Genomic DNA, 18,936 nt, shown 5'->3' with positions numbered 1-18,936 from the left:
ATATATTCTTTCGAGGTGAGATCTGTTGGCATATTTTTTGGGTATTGATTTGGGCACGTCGGCGGTAAAATGCATTCTGGTCGATGAAGCAGGCAGTGTAAAAGCCAGTTACAGTGTGGAGTATCCTCTCCTTCAGCCGCAGCCCGGATGGGCCGAGCAGCAGCCGGAGGCGTGGTGGGATGGTACGACAGCTTGCATTCGTACCCTTCTTGATAAAGCCGGCATTGGCGGCGCGGACATCGCTGGCATAGGACTTTCCGGTCAAATGCACGGCTCGGTGTTCTTGGACGCGGAGCTGCAGGTCGTTCGTCCCGCACTGCTCTGGTGCGACCAGCGGACCGCAGCTGAATGCGATTGGATTGAGCAAGCCGTAGGACGGGAAGAGCTGGGCCGCCTGACAGGAAATCAGGCGCTAACCGGCTTCACCGCCCCGAAGGTCGTTTGGCTGCGGAACCACGAGCCGGCCAATTACGAGCGTACGGCGCATCTCATGCTGCCGAAGGATTATGTGCGCCTCAAGCTGACCGGCGCGCTGGGCATGGATTTAGCAGACGCCAGCGGCACGCTGCTGCTGGATGTGGCGAACCGTCGCTGGTCGCCAGAGGTGCTAGAGCGGCTGAACATTCCGCAGGAATGGCTTCCACCGCTCTATGAAAGCAACGCCGTAGCCGGCCATGTGCTGGCGGAAGCCGCAGGGCTCACCGGCCTCCAGCCGGGTACGCCGGTCGTAGCCGGCGGCGGCGACCAAGCCTGCGGCGCTGTCGGCGTCGGCGTCGTCACCAGCGGCATCGCCTCGGTCGCGCTGGGCACCTCCGGTGTCGTCTTCGTCCACGACGACACGTATCAGGCCGATCCCGAGTGCCGGCTGCACTCCTTCTGCCACGGCGTGCCCGGCATGTGGCACCGGATGGGCGTCATGCTGGCGGCTGGCGGCTCATTCCAGTGGTGGAAAAACCACTTTGCTTTCGAAGAGCTGCAGGAAGCACAAGCGGATGGCCGTGATGTGTATGAGCATTTAACCTCCCTGGCCTCCAAGGCGCCTCTAGGCAGCGAAGGACTGCTGTTCCTGCCCTACCTGACGGGCGAACGGACGCCGCACCCGGACCCGAAGGCGCGGGGTGGCTTTATCGGGCTGAACCTGCGCCATACGAAGGCGCATTTGACCCGTGCGGTGCTCGAAGGCATCACCTTCGGCCTTCGCGACTCGCTGGAGCTGGTGAAAGCCTCCGGCATCGAAATCAAAGAGCTCCGCGTCAACGGCGGAGGTGCAAGAAGCCTATTCTGGCGGCAGATGATCGCCGATATCTTCGGTTACCCTGTGGTCACCGTCAACTCCACGGACGGACCGGCGTACGGCGCAGCCATCATGGCCGCCTCCGGCGTGCTGCAGAAGGATATCCCTTCGCTTTGTGAAGACTGGATCCGGGTCGTCGATCGGGTGGAGCCAAATCCTGCTCATCAGGAGCGCTATGAGGCATACTATTCGATCTATCGCACATTGTACGGCACGCTGAGAGATACATTCCATCAGCTCAGCGATCTGGTCCAAGAGGGCTAAACCCGCTCTTCGTCAGATCGCATCAACTAAAAAAGCAGCGCCCACCCCAGCTCTTGGCTAAGGTGAGTCGCTGCTTTTTCTTTATCCCCTTCCTAATTAGAAGACGGACTGATTAGCGCCCTCCCAATCGGCGAGGAAGCGCTGAATGCCCGCATCCGTAAGAGGATGCTTGGTCATTTGTTGAATAACCTTATATGGTACCGTCGCGATATCCGCACCTAAAAGCGCCGCATCGATAACATGCGTTGTAGTTCGTACGCTTGCAGTGATGATCTCCGACGTAATGTTATGTACTTTAAAGATTTGGCTAATCTCTTTAATCAAGTTCATCCCGACCTGGTTAATATCATCCAGACGGCCTACGAATGGCGACACATACGTCGCGCCAGCCCTTGCTGCAAGCAGCGCCTGCGGCGAGCTGAAAATCAAGGTTACGTTCGTCTTAATGCCGAGCTCAGTGAAGCGTTTGGTGGCTTTCAAGCCTTCTTCGGTCATCGGCACCTTCACGACAATGCCCTCTCCGAGGTCAGCAAGCTTTCGACCCTGCTCCACCATTTCATCCGCTTGCAAGCTGATGACTTCGGCGCTAATCGGCATGTTACCGACGATCGAGACGATTTCTTTAACTGTGGCGAAAAAGTCTCTTCCTTCTTTGGCAATGAGTGATGGATTGGTTGTTACTCCCGCAATAACGCCGAGATCATGTGCTTTACGAATCTCTTCTACGTTCGCTGTGTCGATAAAAAGCTTCATCCCCAACATCCTTTCAGCCTCTACCCGATTTTGAACATACAAAAAAACCCCACAATGCCGTCCGATTTTGTGTTTCAAACCCGCTCTCGCAGGTGGGTGTCCGCAGAATCGTTTTAGAAGTCCCTTTTCGAGGGCATGTCAGCCGCGATTCAATGTAGGTCTCCCAAGAAACAGTCATTGGTTCAAAACAACTTAAAACCGAAACGCACATCGCAGGATTTTGTTGTATTTACATTATAGTGTACTCCGTAACGAAAGTAAACCTCCCGCGCGCCCTTATCTTATGGTATCGCCGGAAAATATAGCTTACTCCTTCTTAGTATGTCCGAACTCACGAGAATCATGCTCCGGCTCCTCGAGGGCCTGTACAGCTGCCTTGTCTCCATCTCCACTTTCATCCGAGCCTTCTTGCTCCGCCAAAGCTTCCGCTTCTTTGTTGGCAAGTTCCTGCTGCTTTTCTTGCAGCTTACCGAAGATCAGATTAAAGTGCCAGAACGAGATCACTGCAATCAAGCTGCCCATAAAGAACGGGATCAAGAACGTGAACTTGGTAAAGCTGACGTAAATCACTACGCCGTTCAAGACGATCATAGAAAGCGAACGGATCGGGTTGCCGATGGTGATCAACAGCGCATTCTTCACAATTTGAAAGAGCTTCATATGCAAATGCGACATGATCGAGAAAAAATGGAACATCGAGATCATCAGCAGCACCGTTAAGGACATCACCAAAAATCGCAGGATGCCGAACGTACCGGTTTGGCTGCCGTAAAAACGGAAGTTTGTATAGAGAATGACGCCGAGCAGCGCATAAATCAGGCCGCCGACCATACTTTGCACGAAGTTCTCTTTATACCCGCGGAAAAACGTTTTAAACAGCGGTGCATCCTCTTCCCCTGTCAACCATTTGCGTGCTACCGTAAACATCGCGGCCGTGGAAGGAAACAATGTAAACGGAGCCAAAATCGCCAATAACAAAAACGATTGCAGCACTTGATCCGTGGATTGAGCCTGGAGCAATAATAAGCCAACCAGGAAAAACGGAAAGGCGCAGATCACCCATAATACGTTGATGACCGAAAGCCGCATGATCCATTCAGAAATACGGTAAAACCCACCCATAATGCCACGAAACTCCAATGTTGTAGCCCTCCTTCTATAGTGCAACGGTTGGACAAACCGTGATGGCATGTCTCCTCCCCGTCGTTAATCAAATCTATGTTACATTATAGCCTATTTCCTCCATTCTAGGTAGCCGTCTATAACCAAATGACCCACTAGGCATAGGATATATCAGCAACAGGCAAGATCAGTCAATTGACAACTGCTCCGACAGTGTAACGTTGACAGCAGTTGCAATCAAAGTTGACAACTTTTCTTGTTAAAACTCAATAAAAGTTGCAACAAAGGAGGGAATCACGATGGGTTATCCTGATGGAGGACTTTGGACTTCTACCGGTACGATTCTCGTTCTTTTCATTCTGCTGGTTATCGTCAGCTGCTCTCTGTTGTTCATCTAATCGAGATGAACTCTAAAGGCCATATGGAAGAAAAAAGCAAGCACGCCCAGCGTGCTTGCTTTTTTCACATGATTTATACGAGTGTTTCTTCATTCGAGCGGCTGGTTCCACGCGAATAACCATCACGCTCACGGCTGTCCGAGCGACCGCGGTTGTCGCGGTAGCCGCCGCCATCGCGACGAGGACGATCTCCGCCGCGGCCATAGCCGCCACGGTCGCCGCCGCGATCACGATCGTATGGACGATCGTTACGGCGAGCGCCGCCTGCAGTACCGTAAGGGCCCGAAGGACGACGTCCGGAGTTGCGGACATCCGGTCTTCTCTTCTTAGCGCGAAGCGGATCTTCCGGTGTCAACTCGATCTCGACTTCTTTCTTATCGCCAGTCAGCAGCTTCAAAGCAGCAGCGAGCAGGTGCACCGAATCGTGCTGCTCCAACAGCGAAATCGCCAGGCCGCGATATTCGTTATGCTCATCCTTCTCCAAAATTTCGAGCACGCGCTCAGCGGTCATCTTTTGCTTGCCTTCAATAGCTTCCGCCAAGCTAGGCATAGGCTTACGAGCAATTTTGTGACGCGTAATTTTCTCGATAAAGTGAAGGTGATCGATCTCACGCGGCGTTACGAAGGTGTATGCTGCGCCTTCTTTCCCTGCGCGGCCCGTACGGCCGATCCGGTGAACGTAGCTCTCAGGATCCTGCGGCAGGTCAAAGTTGATAACGTGCGTTACGCCGGAAACGTCCAAGCCGCGCGCTGCCACGTCAGTAGCCACCAACACGTCGATGCTGCCGTCACGGAACTTACGCATCACATTGTCGCGCTGATTTTGGGACAGGTCGCCATGCAGGCCTTCTGCCGTATAGCCACGCTTTTGGAGCGCTTCGGAAAGCTCATCTACCCGGCGCTTCGTGCGGCCGAAGATGATCGCCAGCTCGGGTGCTTCCATATCGATCAGGCGGCATAACGCTTCGAATTTTTGACGCTCGTGCAGCTCGATATATGCTTGATCGATCAGCGGTGCGCTGACTTGCTTCGGAATGACGGACACATGCTCTGGATTTTTCAAGAACTGCTGTGCCAGCTTCTGAATGTTGACCGGCATCGTCGCGGAGAACAGCATCGTTTGGCGCTCATCCGGAACCAGCTTTAGGATTGATTGGATATCATCCATGAAGCCCATATCCAGCATTTCATCCGCTTCGTCCAAGATGACGGTTTGTACATCGTCCAGCTTGATCGTCTTACGATTGATGTGGTCGAGCAAGCGGCCTGGCGTACCGATAATGATTTGCGGCTTTTTGCGAAGACCGCGGATTTGCTTCACGATATCTTGACCACCGTAGATCGGCAGGGAGCGGATGCCCTTAAAGCGGCCCAGCTTCTCGATCTCTTCGGCTACTTGAATAGCAAGTTCACGGGTAGGACACATAATGAGTGCTACGATCCGCTCTTCTTTAATATCGATTTTGTTGATCAGCGGAATCCCGAAAGCCGCGGTTTTCCCTGTTCCTGTTTGTGCTTGACCAATGAGGTCGCGGCCTTCCATCGCTACCGGGATCGCCTTGTCTTGAATCGGGGTCGATTCTTCAAAGCCCATCTCTGTAATGGCGCGCAGAACCTTTGGCTCTAAGCCAAATTCACTAAATGTTTTCAAATGATTTCAATCTCCTTTTTTCCTAGGGGTTCTCATTTTATCTATACCCTTAAGTGCGACTCCTATCTTGATCTATTTCTCTCTTCATAAACACTTACCGACGTGTCAGAATGACAGTTAAAGGCCGTACTTAAGAATATCTTTAGTATTATACCACAATCGATATCCATATTCCATAACCATTCAAAATGAAACCCACAAAACATCTGATTCGTATATAATAGGAGTAGTGAGCAAGCAAGCCTCCTCATACGAATACATTATCAATGAACAGGTACAAAAGGAGCGATTCGCCCATGTCCATATGGAAAAGAGTAGGAGCCATCATCAAAAGCAACAAAGAAGAGCCTCAAACGAAGCCAGCAGCCAATCCACTCGAAGACACGAAGGTCGGAGATATTATTAGCGTGGATCTGGAGGAATATATCGTATCCGGCAAGCTGGTTTATTTTGACCGCGGCTTTGCCCCACACCGCTTCGCTTATTATTTGCGAAACGGCCAACAGATTTCGTGCCTCTTGGTGGAAAAGGGACGCACTTACGAATGCTTTATATGTGAATTCGTCGAGGGCTCGCTGGACGATCCGAACGATGTCCCTACACAACTGGACGTCGGCAAAGATTTTACCTATGAGCTGGAGCATCACCGCAGCGATCTGGTACTCACAGAAGGCAATACGGATTACCGTGCTAACGATCCCGTGCTGTTCTGGCGATACTTTGGCGCCGATAACCAGTATTTTTTCCTTCAATGGCAGGATGGGAAATATGTGGCTATGGAAGGGACACGAACCCCTGCGGGGCAAATTAAAATCATGAAGGCATCCCAATAATACATTGTAAGACAGCTAGTCGCAGGAGGTGACTACAGCATCATGAACAAAGTTTATAAATGGCTCGCTATTGTCCTGGTTTTTGCACTCCTGGTCGGATGCGGCGACGCCGGAAATTATATTAAAGATAATTATTCCTTAATCGACGTTCAAGGTACGGGTAAGAGCACCGCTAAAATTTATTCGGTAGAAGGCAAGGACGTTCCGACGGTAGCCCATGAGCTGGCGGCGAACGAAAAGCCAAAGGAAACAAGTAAAGAATCCACGGACAAGATGTTCTTGGTCTATGACAATAAAATTATTCAGGTACAAAAGGACCCGAATAACGAAGCCAACACGCTGGTGGAGCTGGATTCCGTCCAATATGCCAAGGACAATTACGACTCTTCGTTCCTTCAAGGCTATTTGACCGCCTCCATCCTTCAATCGATCTTCGGCGGCAGCTGGTTTAACAACCACCGCGGCGGCGGGTACGATTACCGGGGATACACGTCGTCCCCAAGATACGATGATTATGGCAGGTACCAAACGGCACCGTCCAGTGGGACAAAGCCAACGCCAGCGCCAACGACGCAGCAGCCGTCGACTTCGGACCGTAAGGGCAGCTTTACCACAACGCCGTCCAACCCGAATACATCAACACCGTCTACATCGCCAAGCACATCGAAGACACCGGACACAAACACGAGAAAAAGTGACGGCTCAACACCCACCTATAAGTCGCCGTCGTCCAGCTCGAGCAAGCCGAGTACGAGCACCCGTTCCGGTTCCTTTAAGCGAAAATAAAAGGTAATATATAGAAGAAAGCGTTCAAGCTTTCCGGCTCACAGCCGGGAAGCTTTTTCTTCTTTTATTTATTTTAAAAAGAGTGAGCGCCGGAAAAAAAACTCATACTATGACAAGCATCAGGAGGTGTTATCCATGCTACACTTTCAGCGCTCCCTATTCGGATCCGTACTCAGTGTCGTGCTTGGATCTGCGCTAGTAGCCGCCAGCTTCAACTTATTTTTGATTCCGCACCAGCTGCTCAGCGGGGGCATCTCGGGGATCTCCATGATTATCGGGTATTTCACTAACTGGAGCATCTCCCTGTTATTCTTGGTGTTCAACCTCCCTCTTCTTATTTGGGGTTTATTGACCATCGGACGAAAATTTATTATTTTAAGCGTCGTCTCCGTTATTTTGACCACTTGGTTTATGCAGCTGATTCCTACCCTTTCCGTCAGCCAAGATTTGATCATGTCCTCGGTTACCGGCGGCGTACTCATCGGCATCGGGACAGGGTTATCTATGAGAGCCGGAGGCTCCACAGGCGGTTTCGATATCATCGCGTCGATTATTACGCGCAAACGTGATTTTTCCCTGGGGACGTTCTTATTTGCGATCAACGGCTTTGTTATTTTGGCGCTAGGGTACTTTAAAAACAATTGGGATCTCGCGCTCTACTCTATGCTGTCCATGTTCATTACCGGCAAAATCATCGATACGATTCATATCCGCCATTTGAAGGTCACCGTGTTCATCGTCACGAAGAAGAAGGACCTGCTGCTGAAAAAAATGCATCGGCTTCACCGCGGCGTCACCGTTATTGAAACGGAAGGGGCATATACGAAGCAATCGCAGCATATGCTTATGACGGTGACAACTCGTTATGAACTAAACGATCTTCAAAGCCTGGTTCGCCAATGGGATCCTCAGGCCTTCGTGAACATCACCGAGACGGTGGGCGTGATGGGATTATTCCGCCGCACCGATAAATGAGGTAAAGAACCATACATAATTGAACAAAATATGATATAATGAGTGTAGTTTTACGTATTTATTTCATTTCAAATCGATTCCTATGGCTTTACCTCTGTTACTCGTATTTCGCTCCGAATTCTGTGCACCAGATGACGACGGGAAGGGTGATGCTTGTGGAAACAGTCCGATTGGCAACGATTGTTATGAAATTAACACCGCAAATGTATCCTTTTCTGAAACCAACTGAACTGGAATCAGAGATCGTTTTGCGGAACGGTTTGGCCGCCTTAGAGGCCGAGGATGCGATGGAAATTATCCAATACAGCATTTCGAAACATCAAAAAGACGCCTTCCTTCATTAGAAGGGGGCGTTTTCATGCCTTTACAAGAAATTGTTATGGAATCGTAATAATTATGTGTTATAGTAAATTTATAAAGATGGTATGATAGTTCGTGACCAAAGATGGAGGTGTCAACACGATGGGTGCCTTAACGCCTATGCATATTATTTTGATCGCATTAGTCGCGCTGCTGCTGTTCGGACCAAACAAGCTGCCTGAGCTGGGACGCGGCTTCGGAAAGATGTTCCGCGAATTCAAGGATGCGACGTCTGGAAACGGCGGACATTCGAACGATGATGCGCCGCGTGAGCCGGAAGCGCCTAAGAAAGAATTAACTTCCGCGAACGACGCTGCTCAGCAGCAATCTCATAAATAAGCTAAAACCATCCGTCTGACTTAGACCGGATGGTTTTTTTTACGATAATAAGCATGTGTTCCGAGCAGGAGCACAGCTGCAAGCAGCGACATGATCGACCCGAGGTAATACATATAGTGCCCCCCCAGATGATCCTTTACCCAGCCGCCAACGAATCCCCCTGTTATTCCTGCCAAGCCCAGAAACACCATTGCGAGCATCGATTGTCCAGTCGATTGGAGCTCCAGCGGGACCAGCCGAACGACATACTGCACGGCTGCGATCCAGAATACAGCGAACGTTACGCTATGTGTGGCCTGAAGAAACATCAGCAAGGTCGGATCGGTGATCCACCCGTACAGCAGCCACCGGATCGTGTAGAGCAAGGCCACGCAGCCCAGCAACGCCAGCTCATGGAATCGATGCATGTACCTGCCCAGCAGCGCAAAGGTCGGGACCTCACTAGCCGATGCCAGCGCCCAAGCCCATCCGGCCATCGAATCGGACGCCCCCAAATCCTTGAGATAGAGCACAAACAGCCCGTCATTCATCCGATGCGGAACGGTCAGCAGAAAGATGAGCAGCAGAAACCACAAGAAATGCTTGTTTCGAAGCATGCTGCCAAACGATGAAAGCTTGATGCGCGCCCCGCTTCCCTTCTCATCCTTCAAGAACAGCAGCAGCACCATCGGCAAAATCCAAATCGACCAATACAGGTATGGGATGTTGTCCAAGCCCCCCAGCGCCTTCAGCACCGAGCCCGAGGAAACCGCCAGCAGCGTAAACCCGATGGAACCCCACATTCGAATGGAACCGTAACTGACCGCCCCCCGCAGCGCGGACTTGATCGTGATCGTGTCCAAGAGCGGCACCGAAGACAGCATGAAAAAGTAAAGCAGCAGCATAAATACCAAAGCCGACGTAAAGCTGCTCGTTTGAAAAATGCCGACGCTGGACAGCACCGTCATCAGCCAAAGTCCAAAGATGATCAGCTTCAGCGTTTGATACCGATCGCTCAAATACCCCCAAATGGGCTGCGCGAAGATCGTCACAAACGATCCGATCATCATCAATAGACCGATCTGCGCGGAAGAGTAGCCACGGCCTTCGAAATAGATCGGCAGAAATGGCATTAACACGGCGGTGGTGGCATAGTATGAAAAATTCAGGCCACGCAGCGTCCAAATTTGTTTGTTCATGAAGTTATCGGTCCTTTTTGTCAAAATCTCTTATATTTCACCAAAATGCATCCATGTTCCCTATCCTTACGATTAACCATTCTATTATAATATATTCTATCAAAGGCGCAAGGAGAGAGAGAAACATACCATGGAACTATTGTTAGCTGCGCTGCTGATGGCCTGGGGAGGCGTTAGCGCGGATCATCCCGACATGACGTTTGAACAATATGCCCAAGCGGCGATGGACTCGAAAACCGCGGTCGTACAGCAGGCTCCGCCACCCGCCGTCAACCCGGGAGATAGCCTGAAGCCGGTCAACAAGCGGGATCCGCAGCCGGCCGCCCCGAAGGTGAAAGGTATCTACGTAACGGCTCACAGCGCCGGAGGCTCGAGGCTGGAATCGCTGCTCAAGCTGACCGATGACACCGAATTGAATGCGATGGTCATCGATGTGAAGGACGACTGGGGCTATATCACCTACGATACCGGCAATCCGGAGCTGCAGGCGATGGACACGACGCAAAAAATCATTCGTGACATGCCTGGTTTAATGAACACGCTGAAAGCCCATGATGTATTCCCAATTGCCCGTGTCGTTGTGTTTAAGGATACGGTGCTAGCGAAGAAACGGCCTGATCTTTCTTATCTTAATGAAGACGGCACCTTATGGGGCAACGGGAAAAACCCGCCGGACAGCTTTGTGAATCCGTACAAAAAGGAAGTTTGGGACTACAATGTCTCCATCGCCAAGGAGGCTGCAAAAGCAGGCTTCAAGGAAATCCAGTTTGACTACGTGCGATTTCCGGAAGGCTTTGAGAAACGGGCGGATACGCTGAAGTACGACAAGGATGATCGTTCGCGGATCGATGCGGTAGCGGAATTCGTCAAGTATGCCCGCGAGCAGCTGACTCCGCTGGGCGTACGGGTCTCAGTGGATATTTTCGGCTATGCAGCATCCGTTCCGGCCGCCGAAGGCATCGGTCAGGACTTTGAGAAAATCTCGCAGAACGTGGACGTCATCTGCCCGATGATTTACCCGAGTCACTACACGACCGGCTGGTTCGGAGCCAAGGTTCCGGATGCCCAGCCTTATGTGACGATCGATGGTGCAACGAAGGATACGCACAAAAAGCTCGACCCGCTGCAGGAGCTGAAGCCTGCCATCAGGCCATGGATTCAAGATTTTACAGCTTCCTGGGTTCAAGGCTATATTAAGTACGGCAAGAAGGAAGTCGAGGATCAGATCCGAGCGCTGAAGGACAACGGCGTCGATGAATTCCTGCTCTGGAATGCCGGCAATACGTATACGCCCAACGTCGATTATAACCAGTAGGTACAAAAATATGCCCGATTCCCTGTCTTATCAGGGCTTCGGGCTTTCGCTATTTCAAATCGTCGATCTGCCAATCGATCGGTGTGCTGCCGATGCTTTCCAAGAAGCGGTTCGCCTGCGAATACGGCTTGCTGCCGAAAAATCCGCGGTGCGAGGATAGCGGACTCGGGTGAACGGAGCGCAGAATGTGATGCCTGCTGTTCGTAATCAGCTGCGCCTTCTGCTGTGCGTGGCTCCCCCACAGAATGAACACCATCGGCTTCTCCCGCTCATTCAACAGCGCGATGATCCGGTCCGTGAACGATTCCCAGCCTTGACCCTTGTGCGAAGCGGCTTCCCCCTCCCGTACCGTAAGAACCGTGTTCAGCATCAGCACTCCCTGTTCGGACCACTTGACCAGATAGCCGTTGTCGGGTATGCGGCAGCCGAGATCACTCTTCAGCTCTTTGAACATGTTCTGTAAGGAAGGCGGTGCAGGTACGCCCGGCTTCACGGAGAAGCTTAGGCCATGCGCTTGCCCGGGTCCATGGTACGGATCTTGACCCAGAATGACCACCTTCACCTCAGCATAAGGCGTATTATGCAGCGCATTGAAAATATCGTGCATATTCGGATACACCTTGCATGCGGCGTATTCCTCTTTTAAAAATTGCCTCAATCGAATGTAATAAGGCTTCTCGAACTCCCCACCCAGGAGTTCAGCCCAATCGTTGTTCAATACTGCTCCCACGACTGCGCCTCTCTCCCCTCTTGCGAAACTATACTTTCACGCGCCGAAACGTTTGAACCATGGTCATAAAATAACCCACAGTACGCTGCACACGATCCCGCGTTTTCTCATCCTCCGGAACGTCGTCCGGTGAGAAGGTCCGCTGTGTCCCACCGATCGAGATCCACTCCGGACAGTTAATGCCATGTACGTTGCGGACCATTGTTTGCAAATGCGTCAGCGAGCTTACACCAACTGCACCACCAGCCGAGCTGACCGACAGCGTCACTTTCCCATCAAAATGATCTTTGCCGACAAAATCCAGCGCATTCTTGAGCACGCCCGATACACTCCCATGGTACTCAGGCGTAGCCAACACAATGCCGTCTGCCTCCAGCAAGCCTTGCTTGAGCGCCTTCACATTGGCATCCGTCGTTTCTTGGTCCTTGCAATAAAACGGCAGCGGCTTCTCGTAAAGATCGAATAAATTTACTTCAGTCCCTTGATCCTTGAGCATTTGCGCAATATACCGGCACAACGCCGTACTGGATGCATTCTTCCGATTGCTTCCCGCAATAATCATGACCTTCATCTGAAGTTCCCCCCTCATGGTGACTTTACATACATTTTAATATAAAAAGTAAAATAAAGTCAACCCATCTGGGTATTTCCTTCGATGCCAGATCTTACTTGCTCTCGATGACATACCCGGAGCCTTTTACCGCACGTTTCTTCTCGATAATACTGGCTTCGCGCACCTCCGGGTTATGAATGAAATGGCGTACCAGATGCTCTTCCAAATAATCAAAGGCCTGCTCATCCGTCTCCGCCATGATGATTAAGTGCACCAAGCCTTCCTTTTCGAGCTCCACTTCCATTTTGTACATGTACATGCCTTCTTGGCCTCCTTAGCTCCAAAAGCAATCGATAAGTGTAAAAAAACATGCATCTCTTCCGACCGTAGCCTGACTTTCCTGCGCGGAAAGCCGGTTTAGAAGTAAAGATGCATGTTTATCTCTTATTGCGACAGGCGTTTCGCCAGTTCGTACAGCTCCATGTTGAAGTCTTTCTTCGTGTGTACTACTTTGTCGATGTCAGTTGCAACAAGCTCGCCTTTAATAATTCCGCACGCCTTGCCGGACTCGCCTTCGATCAGCTTGCGCACGGCAAAATCGCCGAGGCTGCTGGCCAAGATGCGATCGTTATGTGTTGGCGCTCCGCCGCGTTGAATGTGACCCAGCACGGTGACGCGCGGCTCAATGCCGTTACGACGTGTAATTTCGGCGGCAATGTCCTCGCCTTTGCCCACGCCTTCCGCTACGATGACGATACTGTGGCGCTTGCCTTGGGCGAAGTTGTCAGCCATCCGTTTCGCGATTTCATCCAGGTCGAAGCCCACCTCTGGCACGAGGATCGTCTCTGCCCCGCTCGCCAGCCCCGAATACAAAGCGATGTCGCCGCAGTGGCGGCCCATTACTTCGACAACGGACGAACGCTCATGAGAGCTCATCGTATCGCGAAGCTTGTTGATCGCATCCACTACAATGCTTACCGCGGTATCAAAGCCGATGGTAAAGTCGGTGAATGGAATATCGTTATCGATCGTCCCTGGCAGACCCATCGTTTTAATTCCCAGCTTGCTAAGCTTGTTCGCGCCCTGGTATGAACCGTCTCCTCCAATGACAACGAGACCGTCGATCCCATGCTCGCGCAGGTTGTTCGCTCCGATCTGCTGCCCTTCAGGCGTCATAAACTCCTTACAGCGCGCCGTTTGCAGAATCGTACCGCCCCGCTGAATAATGTCGCCCACGCTGCGCAGGTCCATACGACGAATGTCATTGTTAATGAGTCCGGCATAGCCGCGTTGTACCGCGTAAACTTCCAGACCATGGTACAATCCGCTGCGCACCACGGCGCGAACGGCTGCGTTCATGCCTTGCGAGTCACCGCCGCTTGTAAGTACCGCAATTTTTTTGACTGACATTACAATTCCTCCCTAATCGCTATCCTATATTATTATATTTATTATCAAGAGGTTTTGCGGATCCAGATGCTGTTCACAAAAAAGAACATGCGCATCAGGGGACTGTCCTTCATGAGCTGCCGAGAGATTTGTTTAACTTCCCGCTGTCTGCTGACCTTCGGGTCCGACAAATAAAGCGCAAGCAAGCCCTCGATAATCATTCGATGAAAGGAAGGATGCTCCAGCAATTCAGACTTAACTTTGGCCTCGGCTACAATCAAGGCAATCCGTTCCACGGTCGATTCCAGGCTATCGTAATAGCTGCAGAAATTCAAATCGCCGCCGGCCAGATCCTCCTCTTGGTCAATCAAGTAATCCAGCAATATATGTAGACTGCAAATATACGGAAAATAAGCTTCGTGTATGGCTCTCACCGTGGGCGTGGCCAGCTGCGGGTCGGCTGCGGCCAAGAACAATGTGAATACACCAAGCGTTGAGCCGGTCGCCGCGGCAAATTCATTCCACGTAATGGACGGATATTTGGCTTGATGCAGCTCCCACCAACGGAGCAGCGCATCCTCGCGAAGATCCTTGCGGATATGCTTGTACACCTGAAGATCGCAATATAAGCCGACCAGCTCGTGGACGGACTCAGCCACTAGACTATAAGACGGCAGCTTCCTGATCGCGTCTTGGCACGTTTGGACGAGCCCGGTCAAATATCCGCCGTCCTCCCGCTCCTCGCGAAACGCGTAATAGTCATTCACCGGCCCGGATGAATCCACCGCATCCAGCATCGACTGATGCAGGCACCGAAAATCGTCCGGATCGAGCGAAGTGCTCCGATCGCACAAATTATCGAGATAGTCGCTGATCGTTTGAAACGCGACAATCAGCGGAATCAGCACATGCCGCATAGGCAAATTCGCCGCCGCATACACCGCTCCGCCCTCACAATGAAACTGCTTGCTGGTCATGCTGGCGATTGCCTGCTTCTGCAGCTCGGAATCGGGAATCCGATCCGCCCGCTCCCGCCAGCCGCGAAGCTGTTCGCGCACCTCCGGCAGCACATAGCGATAGACACGAAGCATCAGGGAGAGAGGTCCGCCAGGTACCTGAATGCTGCTTCTCGCGTTAGCCAAGAAGGGAGCCTCCTCCGCCGCTCTGGGTGTAGCTGTATTCAAGCAGCAGCCGCATTTCCAGCCACTGAATGTGCATCAACAGCGCTTCGCCCGCTTCGTCTCTCGCTCTAGTGACCTGCTGCTCGACCAAATCGACGAACAAGTACGGGTCCCATGCCCCCCCCGCACATAGCTTCGCCAGCTGCGCTCTAAGCGCCGAGCTGCGAATTTCGTCCAGATCTGCTTCCTGAATGGCTGCCGCAGCCTGTTCAGCTAACACCGGATAGATCGGGTGGCTGTGAACCATGCGAAACCAGTATTTCGCGTTGCTATAGTCCCCTTCCATCCGATGCATAATGCCGTGCCAGAAGCTCCCGGTCGGGTTATGTATGTCTTGCGATAAGGTATGCGATCGATCCAAGCTTTCATTGAACAGATGCAAACCTGATTTTACAGCTAATGCATAGGTAAGCCCTTCGCCTTGAAAACCGCTGGTGGACAGCTTGCCGATCTTAATGTCGTTCAGATCGTCCAGCTCCTCCGTCGGGTACAGTGAAGGCCTGTGGTCTGTCAGCTGCGCAGCGAGTCTGTGCAGGCTTTCGGTCCAACTCAAAGCCCCCAACCTCCTTATATCCTATATTCATGCGCGAAAGGGCGCCATCAGTGATGCGCTGCGCCCGTCGCCATATCTTGATTCAATCGGAACCATAGGTGAAGCTCGTTGATCGTGCTCGCCAGCTCTGCAATTTCACTGTTGAGCTTGCAGGACAGTACAAAATTATCTTCCACGTTCAGCTGATCCTGCTTGCGTATGATCACCCGTTCGATTTGTTTGATTCGCTCGGGAATCGTTCCCCGGATTTCTTCCCAGCGCAGCAGCATCTCCGCTTGCTCGGACACCGTAAATTCCTCAAAGTCTTTATTCAGCTGAGGCAGCGGGATTCCAAGACGTTCATCGAGTTCAAATGTATAGCTCATCTTAGGCACCCCTTTCGTTCTCATACGGAGCCATATTTATATTAATGTATCACGAACCAAGATCAGCTTCCAGTGGAAAAATAAATTTCTCTCCCCGGCTTCTGGATTCATGCTATAATATTTAGCAATTGTGAAAAGAGGGACGTCATCATGCACCAACCGCAACCGGCACGCATTTCGTTTCGTCAGCTGCTCGCCTTCTTCATCCCGCTCGGAATTTCGGCAAGCTTGGTAACGATTTCGCACGTCATTATCAATAGTACATTAGCACGGTCAGCACATCCAGAGCTCATCATTGCAAGCTACGCCCTCCCGATGAGCATCATGGGGATTACCGAGAGACCTGCCATCCTGCTGCGTCAAACCTGCTCCGCACTCGTCCGCGATCGCATTTCGTTTAGGGCCATGTCCATTGTCGGCGCCTTTGTGCTGGGCGCTATCGTTCTCATAGGCGGATTCATCAGCTACACCCCTGTTGGACCGTGGGTGTTTTTGCATTTATTCGGTGCCGATGAGAAGCTGATCGGTCCAATGGTAAACGTCTACCGGGTGCTGATGACCGTAAGTATCTTTTCTGGTATCCGCTGTATTTTTCACGGAGTCATTATTTTCAACATGCGAACCAAATGGCTGACGATCGGCATGTTCATCCGGCTTATCGGTATGTACTTATTATCACTTTATTTCATCCATACCGGGGTGGGCAGCGGTGTTGTAGGTGCGATTATCTTCCTCACCGGCATGATTATCGAAGCTGCTGTCAGCTTGATCGAAGGTCGGGCACTGATTCGCAAGACGATCCCGGAAAAGAAAACGGGACATACGATCGAGTCGCCGAAGCAAATTTTTCAGTTCTACCGCCCGTTGCTTTACTCCTCGGTCATTGCAGTCATAGCAGGACCGGCAATCAACGCCTTTCTGGGCAAAACGACCGCACTGGAGCTGTCCATTGCCTCCTTCGCCATCGCAGGCAGCTTAACGCAGCTGGTGCAGAGCTTTTTTTCGTACATCCATCAGATTGTGCTAAACTTTTATCGGAAAGACGCCGCCTCCGTGCTGCGCTTTACCTTCATGTTGGCATTCATTCCCAGCATTCTCATTGCCATCCTCGCCTATACACCAGTCGGGCCGTGGTTTATGGCGAATGTTATGGGGGTTAACGAACGGCTGATGCATGCCAGCCTCTCGACGCTGCGCGTATTCATGATCATGACGTTTATATTTCCTTGGCTGGATTTTGGCAACGGGCTCATTATGCTGCGTGGACAGACGCAAATTATGGTCTGGTCCCAAGCCGGAAACGTATGTACAACGCTGATCACTCTTGTGATCTGTGCGTCTTTTGCCCCGGGCTGGAACGGTATGATCGGCGCGCTGGCGCAATCGCTTGGAACGGCAGCAGAAGCATCGGTTGTCCTGTATGTCCTGCGCGCCGCCGCCAAGGCGGAAGGACGGCTCGCAACTCAGCCACGCACGCTGGCAGGCTCTTGAAAATACAACGAATCGAGTGACCATCCATGAGTAAGCTTAAACTCGCCTCCAGTGACACTCTGCTGCGGGGTTTTACCTTTTCCTATTATACGACGATGTCGATCATCGTCTCCTATTTCCCTCTGTTCTTTCAATCCAAGGGCTACTCGACTATTCAGATCGGCCTTCTCTACTCCGTCGGACCGATGATTGGGATCGTGTCCAATCTGTTCTGGGGCTTTATGAGCGACAAATACCGTACAATAAAAAAGATTCTGGTGATCGTCTTCTTCGGGCAGCTGGTGATGGCCTCCTTGGCTTTTCATACCAATATATTTTGGCTGCTGATGGTGGTTATGACTTTGTTTTCCTTTTTTCAGCAGCCCGTGAGCTCGCTGAATGACAGCCAGACGCTGCTTACGGTCAGCGGCACACGAAAAAGCTACGCCTCGTTTCGCGTGTGGGGATCGATCGGCTTTGCCGTTGGGGCCCTTGTCTTTGGCCAATTTCTTAAACACTATGGCGCCGGCTACACGCCCTTGATCAGTTTGACGACGATCACGATCTCCCTTGTGCTCGCAATCCTTATGAAGGATGCGCGGAACTCCGCCTACAAAAAGCCGGACTTTGCCGGACTCGTCCCGATCATTACATCGAAATCGTTCCTGGCCTTCCTGCTGATTATCTTTACCGCCGCTATTTCGACCCGGATGAATGACGGATTTCTAGCGCTGTTCCTTCAACGTCTCGGAGGGGACCAATCGATCGTCGGTGCCGCATGGATGGCTTCGGCTGTCAGTGAAATTCCCGTGTTTATCTATCTAAGCAAGCACGGCCATAAGTATAAAGAGCTGCCGCTTCTGGCCGTCTGCTGCGGAGTGTACGCTTTGCGCTTTCTGCTGATGAGCTTTGTGGACAATCCGCTCTGGGTCATCGCGATCCAGACGATGCACTCGCTTTCCTTCGGCATCTTCCTGTTCACGGCGATCCGCTACATTCAGCGCATCGTGCCGGATCAATTCCGCTCGAGTGGGCAAGCGGTCTTCGCCGTCACCTGGTCCGGCCTCGCCGGCTTAATCAGCGGAACGCTCGGCGGCTGGCTCTTCAACAGCGTCGGCCCCCACGCCGTCTATGCTACAGGCTCAGCGCTGGCGGCGGTGGCGATGATCGGCTTTCTGCTGCTGCATGGCACGCAAAAGGAGACGATGGTCTCGGAGGATGGCGGCAGGTAGCTGCTGTCTCCAACTGGCTGCGGCATAACGATTTTTCATATCGTTAATATCATAATAACTCAACTTTCGCATCTAATAAATCAGCCTAAGACCGTGTGAGTACTGGATTTGTGATCGAAAAGATACCCTACTTGAAAAATAGAAAAACACCGCTTCCTTTGGTAAAGTGAGAGTGTCGAAGTCACACTACTACCA

At 51.7% G+C, this 18,936-nt stretch carries 21 protein-coding genes and 1 other RNA gene; 10 read left to right on the top strand and 12 right to left on the bottom strand.

Features of this window, described 5'->3' with window-relative positions; genetic code table 11:
• Positions 1-25 precede the first annotated feature (25 nt).
• Positions 26-1,558, top strand: coding sequence for a xylulokinase (gene xylB, locus FPZ49_RS19400; protein ID WP_144849989.1), 1,533 nt, complete (start codon positions 26-28; stop codon positions 1,556-1,558).
• A gap of 96 nt (positions 1,559-1,654) precedes the next feature.
• Here xylB and fsa read toward each other — a convergent pair whose 3' ends face one another.
• The 3 genes from fsa to FPZ49_RS19385 form a co-directional block, all read right to left on the bottom strand.
• Complete coding sequence (gene fsa, locus FPZ49_RS19395) at positions 1,655-2,311, bottom strand: fructose-6-phosphate aldolase (protein WP_144849987.1); 657 nt, start codon at positions 2,309-2,311, stop codon at positions 1,655-1,657.
• A 42-nt stretch (positions 2,312-2,353) separates the two neighbouring features.
• Positions 2,354-2,533, bottom strand: a non-coding RNA gene (gene ssrS / locus FPZ49_RS19390) — 6S RNA.
• An 84-nt stretch (positions 2,534-2,617) separates the two neighbouring features.
• Positions 2,618-3,451: a YesL family protein gene (locus FPZ49_RS19385; protein ID WP_144849985.1), complete on the bottom strand. Its 834-nt coding sequence runs from the start codon at positions 3,449-3,451 to the stop codon at positions 2,618-2,620.
• A 281-nt stretch (positions 3,452-3,732) separates the two neighbouring features.
• Here FPZ49_RS19385 and FPZ49_RS36425 point away from each other — a divergent pair, with 281 nt between their 5' ends.
• A complete protein-coding gene (locus FPZ49_RS36425) occupies positions 3,733-3,831 on the top strand; it encodes a sporulation protein YjcZ (protein WP_222429931.1) in 99 nt (32 codons plus the stop codon).
• Between the two features lie 73 nt (positions 3,832-3,904).
• On the opposite strand, the gene FPZ49_RS19380 is transcribed toward FPZ49_RS36425, so the two are convergent.
• On the bottom strand, positions 3,905-5,482 hold the full coding sequence (locus FPZ49_RS19380) for a DEAD/DEAH box helicase (protein WP_144849983.1): 1,578 nt from the start codon (positions 5,480-5,482) through the stop codon (positions 3,905-3,907).
• Between the two features lie 296 nt (positions 5,483-5,778).
• Between FPZ49_RS19380 and FPZ49_RS19375 the strand changes: the two genes are divergently transcribed.
• From FPZ49_RS19375 to tatA, 5 genes are all read left to right on the top strand, one after another.
• Positions 5,779-6,315, top strand: coding sequence for a DUF4178 domain-containing protein (locus tag FPZ49_RS19375; protein ID WP_144849981.1), 537 nt, complete (start codon positions 5,779-5,781; stop codon positions 6,313-6,315).
• A gap of 42 nt (positions 6,316-6,357) precedes the next feature.
• Complete coding sequence (locus FPZ49_RS19370; protein ID WP_144849979.1) at positions 6,358-7,101, top strand: DUF4247 domain-containing protein; 744 nt, start codon at positions 6,358-6,360, stop codon at positions 7,099-7,101.
• Positions 7,102-7,236: 135 nt separating this feature from the next.
• Positions 7,237-8,076, top strand: a complete 840-nt coding sequence (locus tag FPZ49_RS19365; protein ID WP_144849977.1) for a YitT family protein — start codon at positions 7,237-7,239, stop codon at positions 8,074-8,076.
• Positions 8,077-8,225: 149 nt separating this feature from the next.
• Positions 8,226-8,420: a hypothetical protein gene (locus FPZ49_RS19360; RefSeq protein WP_144849975.1), complete on the top strand. Its 195-nt coding sequence runs from the start codon at positions 8,226-8,228 to the stop codon at positions 8,418-8,420.
• A 91-nt stretch (positions 8,421-8,511) separates the two neighbouring features.
• Complete coding sequence (tatA, locus tag FPZ49_RS19355; protein WP_391563842.1) at positions 8,512-8,775, top strand: twin-arginine translocase TatA/TatE family subunit; 264 nt, start codon at positions 8,512-8,514, stop codon at positions 8,773-8,775.
• A 20-nt stretch (positions 8,776-8,795) separates the two neighbouring features.
• Here tatA and FPZ49_RS19350 read toward each other — a convergent pair whose 3' ends face one another.
• Entirely contained in the window at positions 8,796-9,953 is a 1,158-nt protein-coding gene (locus FPZ49_RS19350) for an MFS transporter (protein WP_144849973.1), read from the bottom strand.
• A gap of 130 nt (positions 9,954-10,083) precedes the next feature.
• On the opposite strand from FPZ49_RS19350, the gene FPZ49_RS19345 reads away from it, so the two are divergent.
• Positions 10,084-11,268 carry a putative glycoside hydrolase gene (locus tag FPZ49_RS19345; protein ID WP_144849971.1) on the top strand — a complete coding sequence of 395 codons (1,185 nt, stop codon included), beginning with the start codon at positions 10,084-10,086 and terminating at the stop codon, positions 11,266-11,268.
• Between the two features lie 49 nt (positions 11,269-11,317).
• On the opposite strand, the gene FPZ49_RS19340 is transcribed toward FPZ49_RS19345, so the two are convergent.
• The 7 genes from FPZ49_RS19340 to FPZ49_RS19310 all read right to left on the bottom strand — a co-directional run bounded on the left by FPZ49_RS19340 (position 11,318) and on the right by FPZ49_RS19310 (position 16,039).
• The gene (locus FPZ49_RS19340; protein WP_144849969.1) at positions 11,318-11,998 is read right to left on the bottom strand and encodes a uracil-DNA glycosylase; all 681 of its coding nucleotides are present in this window, start codon (positions 11,996-11,998) and stop codon (positions 11,318-11,320) included.
• Between the two features lie 28 nt (positions 11,999-12,026).
• The gene (locus tag FPZ49_RS19335; protein WP_144849967.1) at positions 12,027-12,569 is read right to left on the bottom strand and encodes an NADPH-dependent FMN reductase; all 543 of its coding nucleotides are present in this window, start codon (positions 12,567-12,569) and stop codon (positions 12,027-12,029) included.
• Positions 12,570-12,663: 94 nt separating this feature from the next.
• On the bottom strand, positions 12,664-12,870 hold the full coding sequence (locus tag FPZ49_RS19330; protein ID WP_144849965.1) for a DUF3906 family protein: 207 nt from the start codon (positions 12,868-12,870) through the stop codon (positions 12,664-12,666).
• Positions 12,871-12,995: 125 nt separating this feature from the next.
• Entirely contained in the window at positions 12,996-13,961 is a 966-nt protein-coding gene (pfkA, locus tag FPZ49_RS19325; protein WP_144849963.1) for a 6-phosphofructokinase, read from the bottom strand.
• Positions 13,962-14,005: 44 nt separating this feature from the next.
• Positions 14,006-15,031, bottom strand: a complete 1,026-nt coding sequence (locus FPZ49_RS19320; protein WP_144850121.1) for a tetraprenyl-beta-curcumene synthase family protein — start codon at positions 15,029-15,031, stop codon at positions 14,006-14,008.
• A 43-nt stretch (positions 15,032-15,074) separates the two neighbouring features.
• Positions 15,075-15,674: a hypothetical protein gene (locus tag FPZ49_RS19315; protein ID WP_144849961.1), complete on the bottom strand. Its 600-nt coding sequence runs from the start codon at positions 15,672-15,674 to the stop codon at positions 15,075-15,077.
• A 47-nt stretch (positions 15,675-15,721) separates the two neighbouring features.
• Positions 15,722-16,039 (bottom strand): hypothetical protein, encoded by a 318-nt coding sequence (locus FPZ49_RS19310; RefSeq protein WP_144849959.1) that lies wholly within the window; start codon positions 16,037-16,039, stop codon positions 15,722-15,724.
• 150 nt (positions 16,040-16,189) lie between these two features.
• Here FPZ49_RS19310 and FPZ49_RS19305 point away from each other — a divergent pair, with 150 nt between their 5' ends.
• Positions 16,190-17,530, top strand: a complete 1,341-nt coding sequence (locus FPZ49_RS19305; RefSeq protein WP_144849957.1) for a multi antimicrobial extrusion protein MatE — start codon at positions 16,190-16,192, stop codon at positions 17,528-17,530.
• Positions 17,531-17,556: 26 nt separating this feature from the next.
• The gene (locus FPZ49_RS19300) at positions 17,557-18,741 is read left to right on the top strand and encodes an MFS transporter (protein WP_144849955.1); all 1,185 of its coding nucleotides are present in this window, start codon (positions 17,557-17,559) and stop codon (positions 18,739-18,741) included.
• Positions 18,742-18,936: the final 195 nt, after the last annotated feature.

Source organism: Paenibacillus cremeus, assembly GCF_007786445.1.
GTDB lineage: Bacteria > Bacillota > Bacilli > Paenibacillales > NBRC-103111 > Paenibacillus_G > Paenibacillus_G cremeus.
Note: the sequence above shows the minus strand (reverse complement) of the source record. Positions and strands in the feature narration are given on the sequence as shown.

What these genes read in the sequence shown, in the direction of transcription:
- FPZ49_RS19365 (WP_144849977.1), top strand. Translation starts at nt 7,237, where the DNA reads ATGCTACACTTTCAGCGCTCCCTATTCGGATCCGTACTCAGTGTCGTG.
- fsa (WP_144849987.1), bottom strand. Translation starts at nt 2,311, where the DNA reads ATGAAGCTTTTTATCGACACAGCGAACGTAGAAGAGATTCGTAAAGCA.
- FPZ49_RS19370 (WP_144849979.1), top strand. Translation starts at nt 6,358, where the DNA reads ATGAACAAAGTTTATAAATGGCTCGCTATTGTCCTGGTTTTTGCACTC.
- FPZ49_RS19330 (WP_144849965.1), bottom strand. Translation starts at nt 12,870, where the DNA reads ATGTACATGTACAAAATGGAAGTGGAGCTCGAAAAGGAAGGCTTGGTG.
- FPZ49_RS19335 (WP_144849967.1), bottom strand. Translation starts at nt 12,569, where the DNA reads ATGAAGGTCATGATTATTGCGGGAAGCAATCGGAAGAATGCATCCAGT.
- FPZ49_RS19300 (WP_144849955.1), top strand. Translation starts at nt 17,557, where the DNA reads ATGAGTAAGCTTAAACTCGCCTCCAGTGACACTCTGCTGCGGGGTTTT.
- FPZ49_RS19305 (WP_144849957.1), top strand. Translation starts at nt 16,190, where the DNA reads ATGCACCAACCGCAACCGGCACGCATTTCGTTTCGTCAGCTGCTCGCC.
- FPZ49_RS19320 (WP_144850121.1), bottom strand. Translation starts at nt 15,031, where the DNA reads ATGCTTCGTGTCTATCGCTATGTGCTGCCGGAGGTGCGCGAACAGCTT.
- FPZ49_RS19360 (WP_144849975.1), top strand. Translation starts at nt 8,226, where the DNA reads ATGCTTGTGGAAACAGTCCGATTGGCAACGATTGTTATGAAATTAACA.
- pfkA (WP_144849963.1), bottom strand. Translation starts at nt 13,961, where the DNA reads ATGTCAGTCAAAAAAATTGCGGTACTTACAAGCGGCGGTGACTCGCAA.
- FPZ49_RS19350 (WP_144849973.1), bottom strand. Translation starts at nt 9,953, where the DNA reads ATGAACAAACAAATTTGGACGCTGCGTGGCCTGAATTTTTCATACTAT.
- FPZ49_RS19375 (WP_144849981.1), top strand. Translation starts at nt 5,779, where the DNA reads ATGTCCATATGGAAAAGAGTAGGAGCCATCATCAAAAGCAACAAAGAA.
- FPZ49_RS19345 (WP_144849971.1), top strand. Translation starts at nt 10,084, where the DNA reads ATGGAACTATTGTTAGCTGCGCTGCTGATGGCCTGGGGAGGCGTTAGC.
- FPZ49_RS19310 (WP_144849959.1), bottom strand. Translation starts at nt 16,039, where the DNA reads ATGAGCTATACATTTGAACTCGATGAACGTCTTGGAATCCCGCTGCCT.
- FPZ49_RS36425 (WP_222429931.1), top strand. Translation starts at nt 3,733, where the DNA reads ATGGGTTATCCTGATGGAGGACTTTGGACTTCTACCGGTACGATTCTC.